The sequence below is a fragment of the Actinomadura xylanilytica genome (assembly GCF_030283145.1).
GTDB classification, from domain to species: Bacteria; Actinomycetota; Actinomycetes; order Streptosporangiales; family Streptosporangiaceae; genus Spirillospora; species Spirillospora xylanilytica.
The window spans coordinates 1,656,829-1,675,658 of sequence record NZ_JASNWE010000001.1 but is presented as its reverse complement, the minus strand read 5'-3'; the positions used below and the strand labels follow the sequence as shown (position 1 = coordinate 1,675,658).

Annotated in this window: 16 protein-coding genes; 10 read left to right on the top strand and 6 right to left on the bottom strand. The window is 72.1% G+C overall.

All coding sequences use genetic code 11. The features are described 5' to 3' along the window. The first annotated feature begins 110 nt into the window (after positions 1 to 110). The 4 genes from QP090_RS07805 (at position 111) to QP090_RS07790 (ending at position 8,139) form a co-directional block, all read left to right on the top strand. Positions 111 to 3,254, top strand: coding sequence for an ATP-dependent helicase (locus tag QP090_RS07805; protein ID WP_285937844.1), 3,144 nt, complete (start codon positions 111 to 113; stop codon positions 3,252 to 3,254). A 141-nt stretch (positions 3,255 to 3,395) separates the two neighbouring features. Continuing rightward, the gene (locus QP090_RS07800; protein WP_285937843.1) at positions 3,396 to 6,851 is read left to right on the top strand and encodes an ATP-dependent helicase; all 3,456 of its coding nucleotides are present in this window, start codon (positions 3,396 to 3,398) and stop codon (positions 6,849 to 6,851) included. Positions 6,852 to 6,910: 59 nt separating this feature from the next. Beyond that, positions 6,911 to 7,693, top strand: coding sequence for a class I SAM-dependent methyltransferase (locus tag QP090_RS07795; protein ID WP_285937842.1), 783 nt, complete (start codon positions 6,911 to 6,913; stop codon positions 7,691 to 7,693). A gap of 158 nt (positions 7,694 to 7,851) precedes the next feature. After that, positions 7,852 to 8,139, top strand: coding sequence for a hypothetical protein (locus tag QP090_RS07790; protein ID WP_285937841.1), 288 nt, complete (start codon positions 7,852 to 7,854; stop codon positions 8,137 to 8,139). A 210-nt stretch (positions 8,140 to 8,349) separates the two neighbouring features. On the opposite strand, the gene QP090_RS07785 is transcribed toward QP090_RS07790, so the two are convergent. Next, on the bottom strand, positions 8,350 to 9,957 hold the full coding sequence (locus QP090_RS07785; RefSeq protein ID WP_285937840.1) for an AMP-binding protein: 1,608 nt from the start codon (positions 9,955 to 9,957) through the stop codon (positions 8,350 to 8,352). Between the two features lie 901 nt (positions 9,958 to 10,858). Between QP090_RS07785 and QP090_RS37620 the strand changes: the two genes are divergently transcribed. Next, entirely contained in the window at positions 10,859 to 12,487 is a 1,629-nt protein-coding gene (locus tag QP090_RS37620) for a DUF222 domain-containing protein (RefSeq protein ID WP_432763031.1), read from the top strand. On the opposite strand, the gene QP090_RS07775 is transcribed toward QP090_RS37620, so the two are convergent. After that, positions 12,373 to 12,774 (bottom strand): VOC family protein, encoded by a 402-nt coding sequence (locus QP090_RS07775; protein WP_285937838.1) that lies wholly within the window; start codon positions 12,772 to 12,774, stop codon positions 12,373 to 12,375. The genes QP090_RS37620 and QP090_RS07775 overlap by 115 nt on opposite strands. A 150-nt stretch (positions 12,775 to 12,924) precedes the next feature. Between QP090_RS07775 and QP090_RS07770 the strand changes: the two genes are divergently transcribed. Both QP090_RS07770 and QP090_RS07765 read left to right on the top strand, forming a co-directional pair. Continuing rightward, positions 12,925 to 13,536 (top strand): RNA polymerase sigma factor, encoded by a 612-nt coding sequence (locus QP090_RS07770; RefSeq protein WP_285937837.1) that lies wholly within the window; start codon positions 12,925 to 12,927, stop codon positions 13,534 to 13,536. Beyond that, entirely contained in the window at positions 13,536 to 14,552 is a 1,017-nt protein-coding gene (locus tag QP090_RS07765; protein WP_285937836.1) for a CU044_5270 family protein, read from the top strand. The genes QP090_RS07770 and QP090_RS07765 overlap by 1 nt, the downstream gene beginning before the upstream one ends. 70 nt (positions 14,553 to 14,622) lie before the next feature. On the opposite strand, the gene QP090_RS07760 is transcribed toward QP090_RS07765, so the two are convergent. Next, the gene (locus QP090_RS07760) at positions 14,623 to 15,201 is read right to left on the bottom strand and encodes a hypothetical protein (protein WP_285937835.1); all 579 of its coding nucleotides are present in this window, start codon (positions 15,199 to 15,201) and stop codon (positions 14,623 to 14,625) included. Between the two features lie 106 nt (positions 15,202 to 15,307). On the opposite strand from QP090_RS07760, the gene QP090_RS07755 reads away from it, so the two are divergent. Further along, positions 15,308 to 15,763 carry a MarR family winged helix-turn-helix transcriptional regulator gene (locus QP090_RS07755; protein WP_285937834.1) on the top strand — a complete coding sequence of 152 codons (456 nt, stop codon included), beginning with the start codon at positions 15,308 to 15,310 and terminating at the stop codon, positions 15,761 to 15,763. 162 nt (positions 15,764 to 15,925) lie between these two features. Here the strand turns inward: QP090_RS07755 and QP090_RS07750 are convergent, their stop codons facing one another. From QP090_RS07750 to QP090_RS07740, 3 genes are all read right to left on the bottom strand, one after another. Then, positions 15,926 to 16,435, bottom strand: a complete 510-nt coding sequence (locus QP090_RS07750) for a hypothetical protein (protein WP_285937833.1) — start codon at positions 16,433 to 16,435, stop codon at positions 15,926 to 15,928. 79 nt (positions 16,436 to 16,514) lie between these two features. After that, positions 16,515 to 17,057 (bottom strand): hypothetical protein, encoded by a 543-nt coding sequence (locus tag QP090_RS07745; RefSeq protein WP_285937832.1) that lies wholly within the window; start codon positions 17,055 to 17,057, stop codon positions 16,515 to 16,517. A 91-nt stretch (positions 17,058 to 17,148) separates the two neighbouring features. Further along, positions 17,149 to 17,547 (bottom strand): ATP-binding protein, encoded by a 399-nt coding sequence (locus QP090_RS07740; protein WP_285937831.1) that lies wholly within the window; start codon positions 17,545 to 17,547, stop codon positions 17,149 to 17,151. A 163-nt stretch (positions 17,548 to 17,710) separates the two neighbouring features. Between QP090_RS07740 and QP090_RS07735 the strand changes: the two genes are divergently transcribed. Beyond that, complete coding sequence (locus QP090_RS07735) at positions 17,711 to 18,517, top strand: helix-turn-helix domain-containing protein (RefSeq protein ID WP_285937830.1); 807 nt, start codon at positions 17,711 to 17,713, stop codon at positions 18,515 to 18,517. Further along, positions 18,508 to 18,693 (top strand): DUF397 domain-containing protein, encoded by a 186-nt coding sequence (locus QP090_RS07730; RefSeq protein WP_285937829.1) that lies wholly within the window; start codon positions 18,508 to 18,510, stop codon positions 18,691 to 18,693. Before QP090_RS07735 ends, QP090_RS07730 begins: the two co-directional genes overlap by 10 nt. The last annotated feature ends 137 nt before the right edge of the window (positions 18,694 to 18,830 follow it).

The following is an 18,830-nucleotide window of genomic DNA, read 5'->3' as shown; positions in this document are numbered from 1 at the left end:
GTGACGGTGTGGTCACGGGGGTTTCGTCCGCGACATGCGTGCGATGTGGTCAGACCAGCTCCGATGATCTGCTGGAATCGACTGTTGTGCCGCAAGCCTCCTATCGCCTCGTGCGCCGCGCGGGTCCCGCGCGGGCCGTCCCGCCGGTGCTCGACGAGCAGCAGCGACGGGTCGTCGAGCATGCCGGCGGGCCGATGCTGGTGCTGGCCGGTCCCGGCACCGGCAAGACCACCACGATCGTCGAGGCGGTCGTCGACCGGATCGAGAACCGGGGCGTCGACCCCGAGCGGGTGCTGGTCCTCACCTTCAGCCGCAAGGCCGCGGGCGAGCTCCGCGAGCGCATCACCGGACGGCTGCGCCGCACCACCCGCACGCCGCTGGCGCTGACGTTCCACGGGTACGCCTACGCGCTGCTCAGACGCGACGCGGTGCTGAACGAGGAGCAGGCGCCGCGGCTGCTGTCGGGGCCCGAGCAGCTCCTGGAGGTGCGGCGGCTGCTGGAGGGCGAGCTGGCCGACGGCGCCCGCGACTGGCCCGAGCGGCTGCGGGCCGCGCTGGCGACCCGCGGGTTCGCCGAGGAGCTGCGCGACTTCGCGCTGCGCGCCGCCGAACGCGGGTACGTGCCCGAGGACCTGTTCGGCCTCGGCCGGACGCGGGGCCGCGACGACTGGCCCGCGATCGGCACGTTCATGGACCGGTACGCCGACCGGTTCTCGCTCGACCCCGTCCCGACCTACGACTACGCCGAGCTGATCCACATGGCCGCGGGGACGCTCACCGACGAGGCCGCGCGGGTCCGCGAGCGCGACGCCTACGACGCGGTGTTCGTGGACGAGTACCAGGACACCGACCCGGCCCAGGAGGAGCTGCTGCGGCGGCTGGCGGGGGAGGGCCGCGACCTGGTCGTGGTCGGCGACCCGGACCAGTCGATCTACGGGTTCCGGGGCGCCGACGTGCGCGGCATCCTCGGGTTCCCCGAGCGGTTCCCGACCCTGCGCGGCGATCCGGCGCCGGTGGTGGCGCTGCGCACCTGCCGCCGGATGGGCCCGGAGATCCTCGCCGCGTCCCGCCGCATCGCGCGCCGCCTCACGGCGGGCCCGCTCGCCGCCGAGCACCGCGCGCTCGGCCACCCGGAGGGGGTCGAGGAGGGCGAGGTCAGGGCCGTCATCGCCGACTCCGAGAGTCAGGAGTCCGCGCTCGTCGCCGACGAGCTGCGCCGCGCGCACCTGCTCGACGGCGTGCCGTGGTCGCGGATGGCGGTGCTGGTGCGCAGCGCGGTCCGGCAGGTGCCGGTGCTGCGCCGCGCGCTCGCGCAGGCCGGCGTCCCGGTCGTCGTCGCGGGCGACGAGGTGCCGCTGATCGCCGAACCGGCCGTCCGGCCGATCCTGGTGCTGCTGCGCGCCGCGCTGAAGAAGGGCCACCTGGACGAGGTCGTCGCCGAGGACCTGCTCACCGGCCCGCTCGGCGGCGCCGACGCGCTGGCGATGCGGCGCCTCAAACGGGCCCTGCGCGACCTGGAGGACCTGTCCGGCGGGCACCGGCAGCTCGACGAGCTGATGGTCGCCGCGATCGACGACCCGCGCGAGCTCGCGCTCGTCCACGAGAAGGTGCGCGCCCCCGCCGAACGGGTCGGGCACCTGATCGAGGTCGCCCGGGACGCGGCCGGGAAGGGCACCGCCGAGGACGTCCTGTGGGCGGTGTGGCAGGAGAGCGGCCAGGCCGACGCGCTGCTGGAGCAGAGCGTCAAGGGCGGCACCCGGGGCGCGGCGGCCGACCGCGACCTCGACGCGGTCGTCGCGCTGTTCGACCACGCCGCGCGGTTCGTCGACCGGCTGCCGCAGGCCGGGCCCGAGCTGTTCGTCGACAACATCGCGTCCCAGGAGATCGCCGGCGACACCCTCGCCGAGCAGGCCCCGCAGGGCGAGGCGGTGCGGATCCTGACCGCGCACCGCGCCAAGGGCCTGGAGTGGGACGTGGTCGTCGTCGCGGGCGTCCAGGAGGGCGTCTGGCCGGACGTGCGGCTGCGCGGCTCGCTGCTCGGCGTCGAGGAGCTGATCGAGCACGCGGCGGGCAACGAGACCGGCGGGGAGGCCGCCGCGGGCGCGTCGATGGCCGCCAAGATGATGGACGAGGAGCGGCGGCTGTTCTACGTCGCCGTCACCCGCGCGCGCCGCCGCCTGGTGGTCACCGCGGTGGGCGGCGCCGACAGCGAGGAGCGCCCCTCCCGGTTCCTCAACGAGCTGGTGCCCGGCGCGATCGAGGAGTCCCAGCTCGACGAGAAGACCCGCTGGCTGTCGCTGCCCGCGCTGGTCGCCGACCTGCGCTCGGCGGTCGCCGACCCGTCCCGCCCCGAGCCGCTGCGCCGCGCCGCCGCCGGGCACCTGGCCCGCCTCGCGCGCGCGGGGGTGCGCGGCGCCCGTCCGGAGAACTGGTACGCCATCACCGCGCTGTCCGACCCCGGCCCGGCGTTCGCCGAGGACGAGCCGATCACCATCTCCCCGTCCCAGGTCGAGGCGTTCACCACCTGCGGGCTGCGCTGGCTGCTGGCCTCCGCCGTCGGCGCGCAGGAGGGCGGCCCGAACGAGTACAGCACCATGGGCAAGGTCATCCACGCGGTCGCCGAGATGGCGGGCGCCGACGACGGCGTCGGCGAGGTGCACGTCGCCGAGCGGCTCGACGAGATCTGGAACGACCTGGAGTTCCGCAGCGCCTGGTACTCGGAGAAGCAGCGCGAGCAGGCCGCCGCGATGGTCGACAAGTTCCTCGGCTGGCACCGCGACAACCCCAACGAGGTCGTCGCGCTGGAGGAGTCGTTCAAGGTCGACCTCGGCCGGGTCGTCATCAAGGGCCGCATCGACCGCGCCGAACGCGACGAGCAGGGCCGCGCGGTCATCATCGACATCAAGACCTCCACCACCGCGGTTCCGAAGGACGACCTGGCCCGCCACCCGCAGCTCGGCGTCTACCAGTACGCGGTGATGCTCGGCGCGTTCGAGCGGCACGGCCTGATCGAGCCGGGCGGCGCCAAGCTGATCCAGGTCGGCAAGGCGGCGTTCACCGCGCGCGCCCGCGAGCAGGAGCAGCCGCCCCCCGGGCAGGACGACGATCCCGAGTGGCCGCGGAAACTGGTGGAGATCGTCGCGACCGGGATGGCCGGCGAGGTCTTCCAGGCGCGGGCCAACGACAAGTGTCGGACCTGCCCCGTACGCTCGTGCTGCCCGGTGCACGACGAGGGCGGCCAGGTCGGTGACTGACCCGAGCGGCCGGGCGTCCGGGCGGGCCGGGCCGGTCCACCCGGTCGCCGCGAGGTCGCGCGGCGGGCCCGCCATCGAATCCAGCCGGGCCGCCCCCGTGACCGCTCCGGGGCCGCCCGCGAACGAGCACGGGGGAACGGGGTGATCAGTCCCGCGGAACTGGCCAGGCTGCTGGAGATCCCCGAGCCGACCCTGGAGCAGGCGCGGGTGATCGAGGCGCCGCTGGCGCCGCTGGCGGTGATCGCGGGCGCCGGGTCGGGCAAGAGCGAGACGATGGCGGCCCGGGTGGTGTGGCTGGTCGCCAACGGGTTCGTCCGGCCCGAGCGGGTCCTCGGCCTGACCTTCACCCGCAAGGCCGCGGCCGAGCTGGGCGCGCGGGTGCGCAAGCGCCTCGACGCGCTGCGCGAGGTGCTGCCCGCGGACGAGCTCGAACGGCTCGGCGGCGAGTCGCTGTTCGACGGCGAGCCGATGGTGTCGACCTACCACTCCTACGCGTCCCGGCTGTTCGGCGACCACGCGCTGCGCGAGGCGCTGGAGCCGACGATGCGGCTGATCTCCCCGGCGGTCGCGTGGCAGATCTGCTCGCGGGTCGTCGACGCCTACGCCGGGCCGATGGACCGTGTCGACTGGGCGCCCGACACTGTCACCAAGGCGGTGATGGAGCTCGCCGGCGACCTGTCCGAGCACCTGCGCACCGCGGGCGACGTCCGCCGGGTCGGGACGTGGCTGGACGAGCGGTTCGCCGCGGTCGGGAAGCCGCTCAAGGCGCAGCGCGACATCCTCGCCAAGCATGCCGTCCGCGAGCAGCTCATGCCGCTGATCGAGGCGTACCATCGCGCCAAGGCCGGACGGGAGGTCGTCGACCACGGCGACCAGATGGCGCTGGCCGCGCGGATCGCCTACAAGCATCCCGAGGTCGGGATGATCGAGCGGTCCCGGTTCTCGGTGGTGCTGCTCGACGAGTACCAGGACACCAGCCAGGCGCAGCTCGTGCTGCTGCGCTCGCTGTTCGCGGGCGGGCACCCGGTGACGGCCGTCGGCGACCCGTGCCAGTCGATCTACGGCTGGCGCGGCGCGAGCGCGGGCAACCTGCTCCGCTTCGCCCACGATTTCCCCGCGCAGGCCCCGATCGAGGGACGGCGCGCGGTTCCGGCGGCGGTGACGCAGCTCAGCCGCAGCTTCCGCAACGGTGAGCGGATCCTGGACGCGGCGGCCCGGGTGCAGGAGGAGCTGCGCGCCGACACCAAGGCGGTGCCGCGCCTGGTGCCCGGCGCGGGCCGCGAGGCGCGGGGCCGCGTCGAGTGCGCGCTGTTCGCCACGATCGAGGACGAGGCCGACCGGATCGCCGCCCGCGTCGCCGCCGTCATGGCCGGCGACCCGCAGGCCGCGCCCGACGGCGGGACGTGGGAGGGCGACCCGCTCCGCTACTCCGACATCGCCGTGCTGGCCCGCAAGCGGTCGCAGTTCCCGCTGATCCGCCGCGCCCTGGAGAGCCGCGGCGTCCCGGTCGAGGTGGTCGGCCTGGGCGGGCTCCTCACCGTCCCCGAGGTCCAGGACGTGGTGGCCACGCTGCGCGTCATGCACGACCCGACCGCCGGCGCGTCCCTCGCCCGGCTCCTCACCGGCCCCCGCTGGCGCCTCGGCCCCCGCGACCTGGTGGCCCTCGGCCGCCGCGCCCGGGCCCTCGCCCAGGAGTCCGCCCGCGACGTCACCCCGCCAGAACCCCCAGAGCTCCCAGAGCCCCCCAGCGCCGCGTCCCTGTCGGATTCCGCGGCCCTGCCGGATCCCTCGGACCACTCGGATCCCGCGGCCCCGGACCCCGGCGTGCGACCCGGCGGCGGCGACACCGCTGCGGCGGGTGGTGAGGATCCGCTGCGGCAGCTCGTCAGCGAGCTGAACCAGGAGACCGGGAGCCTCGTCGACGCGCTCGACGACCTCGGCGAGCCCGCGGCGTACTCGCCGGAGGGGCACGGCCGGCTCCGCCGGCTCCGCGACGAGCTGCGCACCCTGCGCGGGCAGGTCGGGCTGCCGCTGCCCGACCTGGTCAACGAGGTGGAGCGGGCGCTCGGGCTCGACATCGAGGTCGCGGCCAGGTCCGGGCTCGACCCGGTCACCGCGCGCGCCGACCTGGACGCGTTCATCGGCGCCGCCGCCACGTTCGCCGGCGACGCCGAGGACCCGACGCTCGGCGCGTTCCTCGCCTACCTCAAGGCGGCCGAGACCGAGGAGTTCGGGCTGGAGGCCGGACGGGTCGGCGAGACCGACAGCGTCAAGCTGCTCACCGTGCACGCCTCCAAGGGCCTGGAATGGCCGGTCGTGATCGTCCCGGGCCTGTCGTTCACCGCGCAGAAGAACGGCAACCCGGCCAAGGGCTCGATCTTCCCCTCGCCGCCGCAGAACGCGACCCGCTGGACGGCCAACCCGCGCGTCCTGCCGTTCCCGCTGCGCGGCGACCGCGCCGATCTACCCGAGCTGCCCGGCCTGGACAAGGACGACCTCGCCGCGTTCGACCGGGCGTGCGGCGAACGCGACCTGCGCGAGGAGCGGCGGCTCGCCTACGTGGCGGTGACCCGCGCGTCCAGCCTGCTGATCGTGACCGGCTACTGGTGGGGCGCGTCCGGCCGGCCGCTCGGCCCGTCCCCGTTTTTGGAGGAGGTCCGCGACGTCTGCCTCGCCGGGGCGGGGACGGTCGCGGCCTGGGCCGACCCGCCCGAGGACGGCGCCGCCAACCCGCTGCTCGCGGACGCGGACGAGGCGCAGTGGCCCGCCGGGCCGGGTGAGCGCGGCCGGTCCGACGCCTCGGCGCGGGAACGCTACGAGGCGGTCGTCGACGCCGCCCGCATGGTCGAGGACGCGATGCGGGGCCGCGCCCGCCCCTGGGCCGGCGACGACGGCCTCGCGGACGCCGACCGGGGCCGCATGTCGGCGTGGGCGCGCGACGTCGAGCTGCTGCTCGCCGAACGCGACCGCGGTCGGGGCGGCGACGGGCTGCTCGTCGAGCTGCCCGCGCACCTGTCGGTGTCGTCGCTGGTCTCCCTGGCCCGCGACCCGGCCGCGCTGGCCCGGCAGATCCGCCGCCCGATGCCGCGTCCGCCCGCCCCCTACGCCCGCCGCGGCACCGCGTTCCACGCCTGGCTGGAGGGCCGCTGGGGGCAGCAGCGGCTGCTCGACCCGGGCGAGCTGCCCGGCGCCGCCGACGAGGGCGCCGCCGACGACTCCCATCTGGCCCGGCTCCGCGAGCGGTTCGAGGCGTCAGAATGGGCCGCGCGCGAGCCGCTCGACATCGAGGTCCCGTTCGAGACCGTGATCGGCGACCGGCTGATCCGGGGCCGGATGGACGCGGTGTTCACGGGCCGAGACGGCGGCTATGAGGTGGTCGACTGGAAGACCGGCGCCCCGCCGTCCGGCGCCGAGGCCGGGTACACGTCGGTGCAGCTCGCGGCCTACCGGCTGGCCTGGGCCGAGCTCGCGGACGTCCCCGTCGAGCGGGTCAGCGCCGCGTTCCACTACGTCGGCGCGAACGTCACCGTCCGGCCCGCCGACCTGCTCGACGCCGCCGGGCTGACCGCCCTCCTGGAGAGCGTTCCCGCCGCCTGAGACTTTTCACGGACGGTGCTTTCGGGGATGATCCGGGGCAAACATCACGAGGAGGCCACGTGACGGTGACGCATGACGAGATGGTCGTACGCGAGTTCTCCAAGCAGGCGGCCACGATCGGGGACCCGGCGCTGAACGTCGCCTTCACCCGTCACCTGGACCGGCTCGTCCGGTTCATGGAGCCCGAGCTGGACCTGGAGGACGTCGTCCTGGAGGTGGCCGCGGGCACCGGGCTGGTGTCCCGCGCGATCGCCCGCCGGGTGCGGCACGCGACGGCGCTCGACCTCACGCCCGCGATGCTCGCCGAAGGCAAGCGCGCCGCGGACGCCGAGGGCGTCACCAACCTGACCTTCACCCGCGGGGACGCGGTCGACCTGCCCCACCTCGACCGCTCGTTCACCCTCGTGGTCACCCGCTTCTCGCTGCACCAGGTGGCCGACCCCGCCGCGGTGGTGCGCGAGGCCGCCCGCGTCAGCCGTCCGGGCGCGGCCCTGGTCATCGCCGACCTGGTCCGTCCCCCCGGCCTGGACGGCGACGCCGACCGGATCGAACGCCTCCGCGACCCCTCGCACGGCACCACCCTCACCGAGGAGCGGATCGCCGAGCTGGTCACCGCCGCCGGCGCCGAGGTCAAGCGGACCGAGCGCTTCGAGCACGTCCGGCCGCTGGAACCGTGGCTGGCCATGTCGCGGACCCCGGACGAGCCCGCCGCCCAGATCCGCAAGGAACTGGAGGACGAGCTCGCCGGCACCGGAGCCCCCACCGGCATGCGCCCCGTCCGGGTGGACGGCGAGGTGTGCTTCACCCACTCCAACCTCTTCCTCCAGGCGACGGTGGGATAGGGGGCGGGTTAGGGGGGATTGGGTTAGGGGATTGGGTTAGGGGGCGGATTAGGCGTTCGCGGTGGTTTTCTGAGCTGGGAACTCGTGCAAACGTTCGACGTGGCTCGCTCGTGTGTTCTATGTTGTCGAACATGGGTTCTAGCAGTGTGGATTCCCCCGTGCGCGTCGACCGCCAGCCGGCCGCGCTCGCGATGCGCATCGGGGTGGTGGCGGCCGAGGCGGCACTCGCCACCTTCGCCCGCAACCTCGATCTCGACGACCTCGAGGACGGCGCCGTCGATTTCCAGGGCGCGATCGGGCCCGCCGAATGGCCGGTGTTCTCCCTGGTGATCGACACCCTCGCCGAGGCCGACCAGGGCGACGGCCGCACGCTCGACGAGCGCCGCGCCGACGCCCTCAACGACCTGGCCCGCATCTGCATGGCCGCCAAACAGCGCGTCGCCTGACCTGTCTCCGCACGGCCCGAGCACCCCCCTGCACAGCTTGAGCACCCCTGCACGGCATGACCTCACCCCTGCACGGCATGACCTCACCTCTGCACGGCCTGACCTCGCCTCCGCACGGCCTGACCCCACCGTCACGCGGCCTGAGCATCTTCGCGCGGCGACGCGTGCGAGCGGCCCCGGCTTTCCATCCCGCCCTGGGGCGGCGCCGGGTCAGCCCCGCAGCGCCCGCGCTTTGACCTTGCCGGTGCTGGTCCGGGGCAGCTCGTCGACGAAGTGGACGTCCCTGGGGACCTTGTAGCGGGCCAGGTGCGCCTTCACGTAGGCGCGGACATCGTCCTCGTCCACGCTCGCCCCCTCGGCCCGCACCACGTACGCCGCGAGCCGCCGGCCAAACCTCTCGTCGTCGACGCCGGTGACCGAGGTCTCGGCGATCCCGGGGTGCCCGCCGAGGAGGTCCTCGACCTCGCCGGGGAACACGTTCTCGCCACCGGACACGATCATGTCGTCGACCCGGCCGTCGACGAACAGCCGTCCCGCGTCATCGAAGTGCCCGAGGTCGCCGGTGCCGGTCAGGCCGTCCCGCACCCGCTTGCCGCCGCCCCCGGTGTACCCGGCGAACCGGAGTCCGCCGCCGGTGTGGATCTCGCCCACGTCCCCAGGCGGCGCCTCCCGCCCGTCCTCGTCCAGGATCCGGACGGTGAGGCGGTACGAGGGCCGGCCGACGGTTCCGGGCGCCGCCCGCAGATCCTCGGGCGTCGCGATGGTCGCCCAGCCGGTCTCGGTGGCCCCGTACACGTTGTGCAGCACGTCCCCGAACGCGTCCATGAACGCCTCCGACACGTGCGGATGCAGCGCCGACCCGCCGCACACGACCACCCGCAGCGACACGGTGGCGGTCGTGGTCACGGTGCCCGCGTCCAGCAGCCGCTGGAGCATCATCGGGACCGCGATCAGCGCCTCCGCCTCGTGCTCCTCGATCGCCCGCAGCGTCGCGGCCGGGTCGAAGCGCCGCGAGAGCACCACCGGCATCCCCATCCCCAGCCCGACCGACAGGTACCCGAACCCCAGCACGTGGAACAGCGGCGGCGCGATCACGATCGGCGCGCCCGACCGCACCGGCACCCGCATCAGATGGCTCAGCGCGGCGGGCAGCACCGAGCCGATCGAGATGTCGTGCCGCGCGCCCTTGGGCGTCCCGGTCGTGCCCGAGGTCATCACGACGACCCTGCTGACCCGTCCGGGCATCACCGGCTCGGCCGTGGTCGCCTCGGCCAGCTCGTCGAGCGTCTCGTACGTTCCGCCGCCCGACCAGGCGTGCACCCGCCGCCCGCCGAACGAGGCGCCGTCCACGACCGGGTCGAACTCCTCGTCGTGGACCAGCAGGCCCACCCCCTCGCGCTCGATGACCTGCCCGAGCTGCGTGGCGGAGAAGTCGGTGTTGAGCAGCACCACGTCGTTCCCGAGCCGGGACGCGGCGAGGACGGTCTCGACGAACCCGCGATGGTTACGGCACAGCACGCCCACCCGCTCGTCCTCGCCGAGCCGTTCCCGCAACGCCGTGGCCAGCGCGGAAGCCCGCCCCTCCAGCTCCGCGTGCGTCAACGCGCCGCGCTCATCGATCAGCGCCGTCCGGTCGGGGAACCGAAGCGCCGACATCGCACCCACCGTCGCGGGCACCGGCCCGAACCGCACGTACGGGAACAGCAGCCGCGCCGCCCGGTCCGGACGGACGGGATGCAGGACCCCCACGTCGCGCACCGCACGCCCGGCCCGCACTCCCAGACCCGCCAGCGAACGCACCCGGTCGAGCAGCAGCATGGGACCTCTCTCCTCATCCGACCTCACGGCCGGACGTCGTTCGTCGTTCGTCGTTCGTCGTTCGTCCAGGGGGTGAGCCAGGCACATACCCGGCGGTAAGTCAGATATGTAGCGGGGAGCGGCGTCTCGCGTAGCAGCGGACCTCGGGACGGCATCCTGAGGCCCATCATCGATGCCCGTAGTCGTCCACGCTCGCAAGCCGGCGCGTTGGAGTGTTCGGTTGATCGTGTTCGGCAGGTTCATTTCGATGCGTGCGTTTCGGTTGTTGCTATTCCGGGGTTTCTTTCTTTCGAGCTGGGAAGGCTCGGCGGGTGCCCTGCTGAGGTTTCCCCTGCGGGTCGGTGATGGCGTGCACGTGGTGGTCCGTCGAGGTCACTTCGGTTGAGGTCTCCGGCGGAGAGAGGTGTGTTTCTTGGCCTTGATGAAATCTACGCTCCTCGGCGCACGCGCGCTTCGCGCGCGGAAAAGCGAAAAGCAGAAGAACGGAAAAGCGTCAGCGAGGACGGGTGCGGCCTGGGGTCGGCGCGTGCGCTGGGGGTGTGCCGTCGGTGCGGGTGCGCGCGAAGCGCGCGCTCCAAGCCCTGGCCCCGCGCCGACCTTCAACCAGACCACTCATCCCTGCCTGTGACCTCGGCCAACGTGCCGCCGGCCGACCGGCAACCTGCGCGTTCGCGCCTGCCCGCAGAGGACACCGCAACCACCCACCCGCCCTGGCCACCCCTATCCGATAAAGCCGCCCTCGGTCCGCAAGAAGCGTTGGACGGCCGCCTGGATCCAGGGGAGATGGCGCTGAGGTGAGGAAGATTTAGAATACAATTCTGTCCAAAATGTCACTTGAAAGGATCTCGGTGCTGATAATAGGGTGAAGAAAGACGTTCGATGGAAGGGGGGTGAATTCCTGATGGGAATGCCCGTGCAGCTCGCCGAGTTCGTTGAGGCGCAGAGTGAATGGGGCGGTCGGGGCTGGTTCCCTCCTGGGCCGCAGTTGGCGGTGTGCCTGTCGGGCGACCGGGATCGGCTGGGTGGCCTGTCCGATCCCGAGCTTCTCGAGGTGGCGGCGGCGGCGCGTCGGCAGACCGCTTGGGCGCAGGCACGTGAACTGGCCGCGATCGCCGAGCTCGCCCACCGCCGCGAGCGGGCCGAACGTGACGGTGATCCCGATTACCGGGTGCTGTCCGCGTTCGAGTCGACGACTGAGGAGGTCGCCGCCGCGTTGACCGTCACCGGGAACGCCGCCGCGACGCTGATGCACCTCTCCGGGAGGCTGAGCACCGACCTCCCCGGAACACGGCGAGCGTTGGAGACGGGCCGCATCGACCTGTCGAAGGCGCGGGTGATCTGCGACCTGACCGACCGGATGCCCGACGGCGTCGCCGGACGTGTCGAACAGGCCGTTCTGGACGGCGCGTCCGACCAGACCACCGGACAGCTCCGCCGCAAGGTGAACAGGATCGTGGAGCGCCTCGCGCCCGCGGCCGTCGAAGACCGGCGAGCGTCGACGGTGAAGAACCGGCGGCTCGAGGTGTGGGAGACGCCGTCGGGAACGTCCAATCTGGCGTTGCTGGACCTGGCGGCCACAGACGCCCACGCGATCTACAACAAGATCAGCGCAGCCGCCCACGGGCTCAAGGGCGACGGTGACAGCCGTCCGCTCAACCAGATCCGCGCCGACCTGGCCAAAGAGCTCCTCCACGGCGCGCCGCTCCCTGACGCCGTCCGCACCCTGCTCGCTCAAGCCGGACAGCCCGCCGGTGGGGGAGAGACCTGCGACGCCCCCACTCGGCGGATGCCCTCGAATCACCGAAGTGAAGGTGCCGCTCAGCCTGACCTCGGTGCTCCCGCCGCCCCTGCCGGGGTGCCGGCGCTGGTCGGGGATGGCGACGGGCTTCGCGGCGAGGCGGGCGTCATCGAGGCACTCGCCGCCCTCATCGACGGGCGGCTCACCGCTGTCGCCGAGCGGGCGCGGCGCGCTGGACGACTCGATGCGCTTCCGCTTCACACCGCCCGCGCGTTGGATGAGATGACCGGCCGGATCGCCGAGCTGCGCGACGCCGTGTGTCCTGGCAGCGGGCCTGACCGCCATGGGCATCCCGGGCACCGTCCGCCGTGCGCCGCGAGGTCGAGGCGCGGCACGCCGCGTGCGTGTTCCCTACCTGCAACAACCCGTCCGGACGCTGCGATCTTGACCACACGGTGCCGTGGCGGCCGGGCGTCACGTGCGCGTGCAATCTCGCCCCGCTCTGCCGCCGCCATCACCGGACCAAACAGACGCCGGGGTGGAGGCTCACCCAGCCGTGGCCCGGACTCCTCGTCTGGCTCACTCCGTCCGGCCGGTGGCACATCACCCTGCCCGACCGGCGATGACCGGGCGCCCAGCCTGACCCGGCGGACGGACCCCGCTGCTACGCCGGCGTGTTACCAGCCTGCTCGCGCAGCGCCAGCCACTCCTGGAGCTCGATCAGATTCCCTTCCGGGTCCTCCAGGTAGGCGACCCTCATCCGATCGCCCATCGGGCCCGGGGCCCGGGTGAACGCCGCCCCCCCGTGAGGTGAGCTCGGCGTGGGCGGCGTCCAGGTCGTCCACCCGCAGTACCACCAGAACGCGGTACCCCTCCGGTTCCGCCGCCAGCTTCCCCAGCACCTCGGCCATCTGCGCCCGGTCCTGGAGCGCGATCGCGGCGTGTCCGGTGTCGGGGCTGAGCTTGGCGTACGGGCCGCTCTCGGCCTCGAACTGCGGCTTGAGCCCGAGCACGTCCCGGTAGAAGCGGTAGACCGCGGGGAAGTCGGACACCATCAGGCGTATCTGAGCGAGTTCCATACCGATCTTTCTAGCCCGGCTCCGACTCCCGATGCTGGCAGCCGCCCCACCCCGCTCTCCCGCACCGCACCGCGAACGCGGGCCGGGGGATCGGCGAAGCAGGGGTGACCATCCACGCGGAAGGCATGACATGAACCGAGAAGCATGGACATGGCGACGGTGACGCCGGCGCGGGACCCGCGCACGGCGGCCGGACGCGGTGAGGGGGACGGCGCGATCATCGCGCGGTCCCAGCAGGAGCCGGAATGCTTCGCCGAGGTCTTCGACCGGCACTATGACGCCGTCCACGGGTACGCGGCCCGGCGGCTCGGCGCGAGCCTCGCCGACGACGTCGCGGCCGAGACGTTCCTCATCGCCTTCGGGCGGAAGGGGAGCTACGACGTCACGCGCGGCAACGCGCGCCCCTGGCTGTACGGGATCGCCTCGAACCTCATCTCCCGGCACCACCGCTCCGAGGTGCGCCAGTACCGGGCGCTCGCCCGCACCGGCGTGCCCGCCGTCGCCGAGGGGCACGCCGACCTGGTCGCCGGACGGCTCGACGCGCGGGCGAGACGTGGTGCGCTGGCGGCGGCGCTCGGCTCGCTGTCGTCCGGCGACCGGGACGTCCTGCTGCTGGTGGCCTGGGCGCAGCTCAGTCTCCAGGGGGCCGCGGAGGCGCTCGGGATACCGGACGGGACGGCGCGGTCACGACTGCACCGGGCCCGCAAGAAGATCCGCGCCGCGCTGGGCGAGACCGACCCGCTCAGAGAGGACCTGAACTGATGAACGACCTCGAGATTCTGCACGACACCTGGGCCGAGCCCGCGGCACCGTCCGGCACGGCGCGTGCCTCGGCCCGCGCCGCGCTGCTGGAACGCGCCGCGCTGTCGGGCGCCCCCGCCGAGGGCGGGAAGGCCCGGCCGGCGCGGCGGTTCCGGCTGCGGCGCCCGGCGGTCCGGCTGGCGGCGGTCGGCGTCCTGGCCGCCGCGGTCGCGGTGGGCGTCACCGTCGTCCAGACGGGAGGGACGGACGGGCACGGCCGGCCTCGCCCGGTGCTCCCCGGCATTCCCGCGGGGCCGGTGGCCAACGCGTCGGTGGCGCTCGAACGGGCCGCGCTGGCGGCGGAGCAGCGCCCGTTCACCCCGCCCCGGCCTGATCAGTGGGTGTACCTGGAGTCCCGGGTGCGGGAGGGAAGCACCCCGAACGGAGCGGTCTCCAAGGACGCGTCCAAGAGCGTGGTGACACGCACCTGGAAGCGCGCGGACGGCAAGCTGGCCGCACACCTGGAGCACGGCAAGGTGGTGACCATCGGGACGGGCCCCCAGACGACCCCGCCGTCCGACTACGCCTCGCTGGTGGCGCTGCCGACCGATCCGGGCGCGCTGCTGCGCCGGCTCTACACCGACATGGGCGGGCTCGGCGGCACGGCGGAGGGCCGCTACGCGACCGCGTACGCCATGCTCAGTGCGGTGCTCAGGGACACTCCGCTGCCGCCGAAGACGGAGGCGGCGGTGTTCCGCGCGATCAAGCTGATCCCGGGTGTGACGCTCGCCGCCGGGCGGGCGGACGCGGCGGGCCGTCCCGCGATCGGACTCGGCCGTTCGCAGGAGGGCTGGCTGCACAAGGAGCTGCTGATCAACCCGAAGACCTACGAGTACCGGGGTGAGCGCGCGGTCGTCGTCAAGGACCACGAGAGCCGCGGCAACGACGGTGAAGTCGCGCTCAAGAAGGGCGACCTCCTGAACCTGACCGTCCGTCTCAAGGCGGGCATCGTCGACAGCCCCGGACAGAAGCCCTAGGAAGCATCGACGACGGCGGCGGCCGGGGCCGGCCCCGGCCGCCGCCGTCGCCCGAACCCACACCGCATCATCACCAGCCGGCGACCAACTCAGTCTGAACGGCGACGACCTGACGCTCGCCCGCGATCTCGTTGAGCCGGCCGGCCGTGACGTCGTCGAGGAAGAACAGCACCATGGACTGGCCGTTCTCCATCGAATGGAATCGCCGGCCGTCGTGCTCCAGCTCGGCCATCAGGTGACTGACCACCGTCAGGTCGGCCCAGTCGTCGCTGACCTGGATGTCCCAGCGGCGCCGGCGATCGCCGACCGCGTACTCGATCCACGCCTCCCCGATGTCGAGATCGACATGGTCGCGCAGGTCGGCCAGAGCGTCCGGCCGACCGGCGATCCGGCTCAGTTGCCTGGCGATCTTGACGTACGCGCCCGGCCCATGGACGCACTCGGTGTCGAAGTTCCACGCTCGGTCGCAGAACCACCGTCCCCACGGCTCGCTCTCGACCTCGATGCCGAGGGTGAACAGCACCAGGGAGAACGGCTCACGCTCGTACGCCTCTCGTGGAAACGAGTACAACAACTCCGCGACGGTCCGGCCCGCTGAAAGCGGCAGGCCCGACTCCGCCAACACCGATAGCTGATCTTCGAGCTTCACGATCGGCGATCGTAGTCCGCGGGTACGACATGCCGGACTTGCCCTCAAGTGAGCTTGAGGTTCTACGGTTCCCACATCAGCCGACCTTCCCAGGGGGGAACCGAAAATGACGACGCCGCACATCTCCGCCACGCAGCCGGCCGCGTACTGGACCGGGCTGGCCTACGAGTCCGTCATCTCGTACATCCGGGACCAGCTCGCCGAAATCGGCTTCACCCAGCCTCAGTTCTGGCTGCTGCGCAACCTGTCGAAGAACGACATCTCGCCCGACGGCCAGGGCATGACCATCCCCGAACTCCAGCAGGCCATGAGCTCCTACCTCAGGGCCGAAGACGATCTGAAGGCGGAGGCGGAGGTTCTGCTGGAGCGCGGCTGGATCACCCGCGACGCCGACGAACGGCTGTGGATCACCGAGCCGGGGGACAAGGCCCGTGCCGGAGTCAAGGAGCACGCGCCGACGATCGGGGTCCGCATCCACAAGGACATCGATGACGCCGACTACGTCACCACCCTGAAGGTGCTCAAGCAACTGATCCAGAACACCGGTGGCACCCCGGCCTAGCCGTCCCCGCCCTGCCCACATCGCGTGTGCCTCGCCGCCAGGCCCTGCTCGTCCCGGCCTGGCGGCGCATGGGCGAGGCCGGGTGAGCGGGCGGATGCCCAGCTCAAGGCGTGGCGGTTGCTGCGGTGGCTCGTCAGGGCCGTGATTCGCTCGGCCAGGCTGTCAGGTTGTCTGGGTGCGTCGGCGGCGTTGGTAGGCGATGGTGGTGGCGGCCATGAGTGGTGCCCAGGCGATGAGTGGCATGTAGAGGAGTCCGACGAGGAGGCGGCCTTGTTCGGTCATGCCGGGGTGGGGGATGGTCCACCAGAAGAGTAGTTGTGTCCAGAGCAGTGTGTGGATTGCGACGGCGGTCCAGGCGGGGATCAGTACGGCTTTGGTGGGGATGGTCGTTCCGCCCAGTCGTGGCACCCATCGCGGTACGACTTCGCCCCAGGGGTGGATGAGGGCGAGTGTGAGGATGGCGGCGATTTCCGCGAGGACGCTGAGGGCGACGAGGTAGACGGGGCCCCACTGGTCGGTGCCGACGAGGTCGTGGAGTCCTTGTTGGGTGTATCCGAGGGGGTGGCCGAGGGCGAGCCCGATCCGCCACAGGCTTGAGGGTAGGGCGACCAGTGCCGCGGTGTGTCCGGCCCACACTGCCCAGCGCGGAACGTTCGAAACAGTCAGGCTCATGACCAAGATCCTGCTGGTCCAGCGGGTCGCCCGACTCCCCTCACAGAGTCGACCAGATCCCCCACACGGGTGAGTCCTGTCAGGAGAAGCCGTCGAGGACGGCGTGGCAGACCGGGGCGCTGAACGGGTCCGGAGGGATGAGCGGAACCGCTCGGGTCAGTACCTGCTCCGCTTCCGCGGTGACGTCGACGTGGGCGAAGCCGGCCCACAACGCGACGCCTTCACCGATGATGTTCACGCCTTCGGGCCGCAAGCCCGGCTTCATGTCCGAGTGTCGCGCGATGCTCCACAGGCTGTCGAGGTGAGCGATCGCGTCGCCGGCGTCGTAGTCGCCATGTTTCCAGATGCAGGCGATCAGCCCGGCAGCGATGTCCCAGATGTTCAATGCCGGTCCGATGCCGCTTCGGGTCTGCTGCGCCAGGCGGGCCACCTTCTCCTCAAGGACGGCATCCTGGTCGGATGGGCCGTCGATGGCGGCGAGTTCGGTCAGAGCCGGCCACCGGCAGCCGTCCTGGAGCAGTCGCGCGGCGATCCGGGGCCAGGAGTACAAGTACGGCAGATCCATATGTGGGGTGCTGGACGCGAGCGCGTGCACGACTCGTGTGGCACTGGCGATGTTCACCTGGCGAGGTCAAAGGCGAGGTGACCTCCCCGGGCGGACGTGCGGTGGCTGAACGGTCTGCTCCGCAAGTTCTTCCGGCTTCCGGTGCGCGTCAGGCGATGAGGCGCGCCCATACGGCCTTGCCGCCCTCCACCAGCGGGCGGGTGCCCCATTCATGGACGAGCATCGACAGCATCGGCAGCCCGCGCCCGGACTCCGCCGTCTGATCGGCCGGCCGTACGTCGGGCAGCCGGTCGCACTGGTCCCACACCTCGATGACGGGTGGGCCGTTCTCGGTTCGGACCAGCGCCACGATCATCTTCGTGCCCGTGTGCCGGTAGGCATTGGTGACGAGTTCGGTGATCACGAGCCGCGCCACGTAATCGTCGCCGAGGCCCCGTTGTCGGAACACCTCGCTGAGAAATGCGCGCGCCGCGGCGGGCGCCCGGTCGGTCGGCGCGAGGACGAGCGTCGCGGCCGTTGCGTGTGTGCGAGCGTTTATGTCGATCATGGGACGACCTTTGGAATGTTGTCCGACTGCCAGTCGAAATCATCACCCCTATGGCACGCTGTGTGACCGGAAGAACACGGTGACCGGCCGAAGTTCGGCCGTGCGGATCGCGTCACCAGCCATCACCGGCCATCACCGGCCGGGCCGACGAGGGGAGCAGCGGATGCCGCAGCGACCGAATGACCTACGTCCCTGGGAATCGCGGGAAGCGCTCTTCGGGAGCGAACTGCGGCATTACCGGGAGGTGGCCGGATTCTCCTGCCTCCAGCTCAGCCAGAAGATCCCGTACGCGAAGAGCACCATCAGCGCGGTCGAACGGGCCGAGTCGGGCTGCGACCGGAAGATGGCCGTCGAGGCGGACCGCGCCCTGGACGCCCGGGACGCGCTGACCCGCCTGTGGGACGGCCTGTTCAAGGGCGTGGGGGCCGTTCCGACCTGGTTCACCGACTGGTTCAAGCGTGAGCCGGACGCGATGCACATCCGCAGCTACCAGCCGCTCGCCGTCGACGGGGTGTTGCAGACCCCCGCGTACGCGACCGCCCTGCTGGACGGAAATGAGGGAGCGGCCGACACGCGAATGGTGCGGCAGAAGATTCTCACGCGGAGTGAGCCGGAGCCGCCCAATCTGCTGTGCGTTATCGACGAGTCGGTGCTCTATCGGGACATCGGCGGGAGGGGTGTCATGCGCGATCAGCTCGGACATCTGGTCGCGTTGTCATCACACCGGGTGAGAATTCAGATTGTCCCGTGCGTCCAGCATGGAGGGCTGTCCGGGCCGTTCGTGATAGGTACCTTCGCGGGTGGGAACGAGGTAGCATACAGGGATGGTGTTCTGCGTGGTGAGACGACCGTCGACCGTGAGGACATCATTCGTCTCGGGGAGATTTTCGCATTGATTCAGGCTCATGCCTATCCCCTCGGGCAGTCGATCGAACTCATTAAAAGGGTGGCGGCGGAAAAATGGAGTTGAACAACGCGCGGTGGCGGAAGTCCTCGCGCAGCGGTGACAACGGCGGCCACTGTGTGGAGGTCGCTCGGGTTTCGGCGGTGGTGGCGATTCGGGACAGCAAGGATCCGGGTGGGCCCGCGTTGCTGGTGAGCAGTGCGGGGTTCCGGCGGCTGGCCGAGGAGATCCGGGGCCGGTAGGTCCCGGCGGGCACGTCGCGCATGCCGGGTGGGGACGCGCCGGCAGCGGGCTCACGCCTGGGCGGCTTTGGGCGGCGGCGAGGTCGAGCGGGGCGGACCCGATCACGGTGCTCTCGCCGCCGGCCAGGGTGAGCAGC

Excerpts from the sequence above, each read along its gene's own strand:
- QP090_RS07785 (WP_285937840.1), bottom strand. The coding sequence starts at position 9,957 with ATGCTGCTGCTCGACCGGGTGCGTTCGCTGGCGGGTCTGGGAGTGCGG.
- QP090_RS37620 (WP_432763031.1), top strand. The coding sequence starts at position 10,859 with ATGGGAATGCCCGTGCAGCTCGCCGAGTTCGTTGAGGCGCAGAGTGAA.
- QP090_RS07775 (WP_285937838.1), bottom strand. The coding sequence starts at position 12,774 with ATGGAACTCGCTCAGATACGCCTGATGGTGTCCGACTTCCCCGCGGTC.
- QP090_RS07770 (WP_285937837.1), top strand. The coding sequence starts at position 12,925 with ATGGCGACGGTGACGCCGGCGCGGGACCCGCGCACGGCGGCCGGACGC.
- QP090_RS07765 (WP_285937836.1), top strand. The coding sequence starts at position 13,536 with ATGAACGACCTCGAGATTCTGCACGACACCTGGGCCGAGCCCGCGGCA.
- QP090_RS07755 (WP_285937834.1), top strand. The coding sequence starts at position 15,308 with ATGACGACGCCGCACATCTCCGCCACGCAGCCGGCCGCGTACTGGACC.
- QP090_RS07750 (WP_285937833.1), bottom strand. The coding sequence starts at position 16,435 with ATGAGCCTGACTGTTTCGAACGTTCCGCGCTGGGCAGTGTGGGCCGGA.
- QP090_RS07740 (WP_285937831.1), bottom strand. The coding sequence starts at position 17,547 with ATGATCGACATAAACGCTCGCACACACGCAACGGCCGCGACGCTCGTC.
- QP090_RS07735 (WP_285937830.1), top strand. The coding sequence starts at position 17,711 with ATGCCGCAGCGACCGAATGACCTACGTCCCTGGGAATCGCGGGAAGCG.
- QP090_RS07730 (WP_285937829.1), top strand. The coding sequence starts at position 18,508 with ATGGAGTTGAACAACGCGCGGTGGCGGAAGTCCTCGCGCAGCGGTGAC.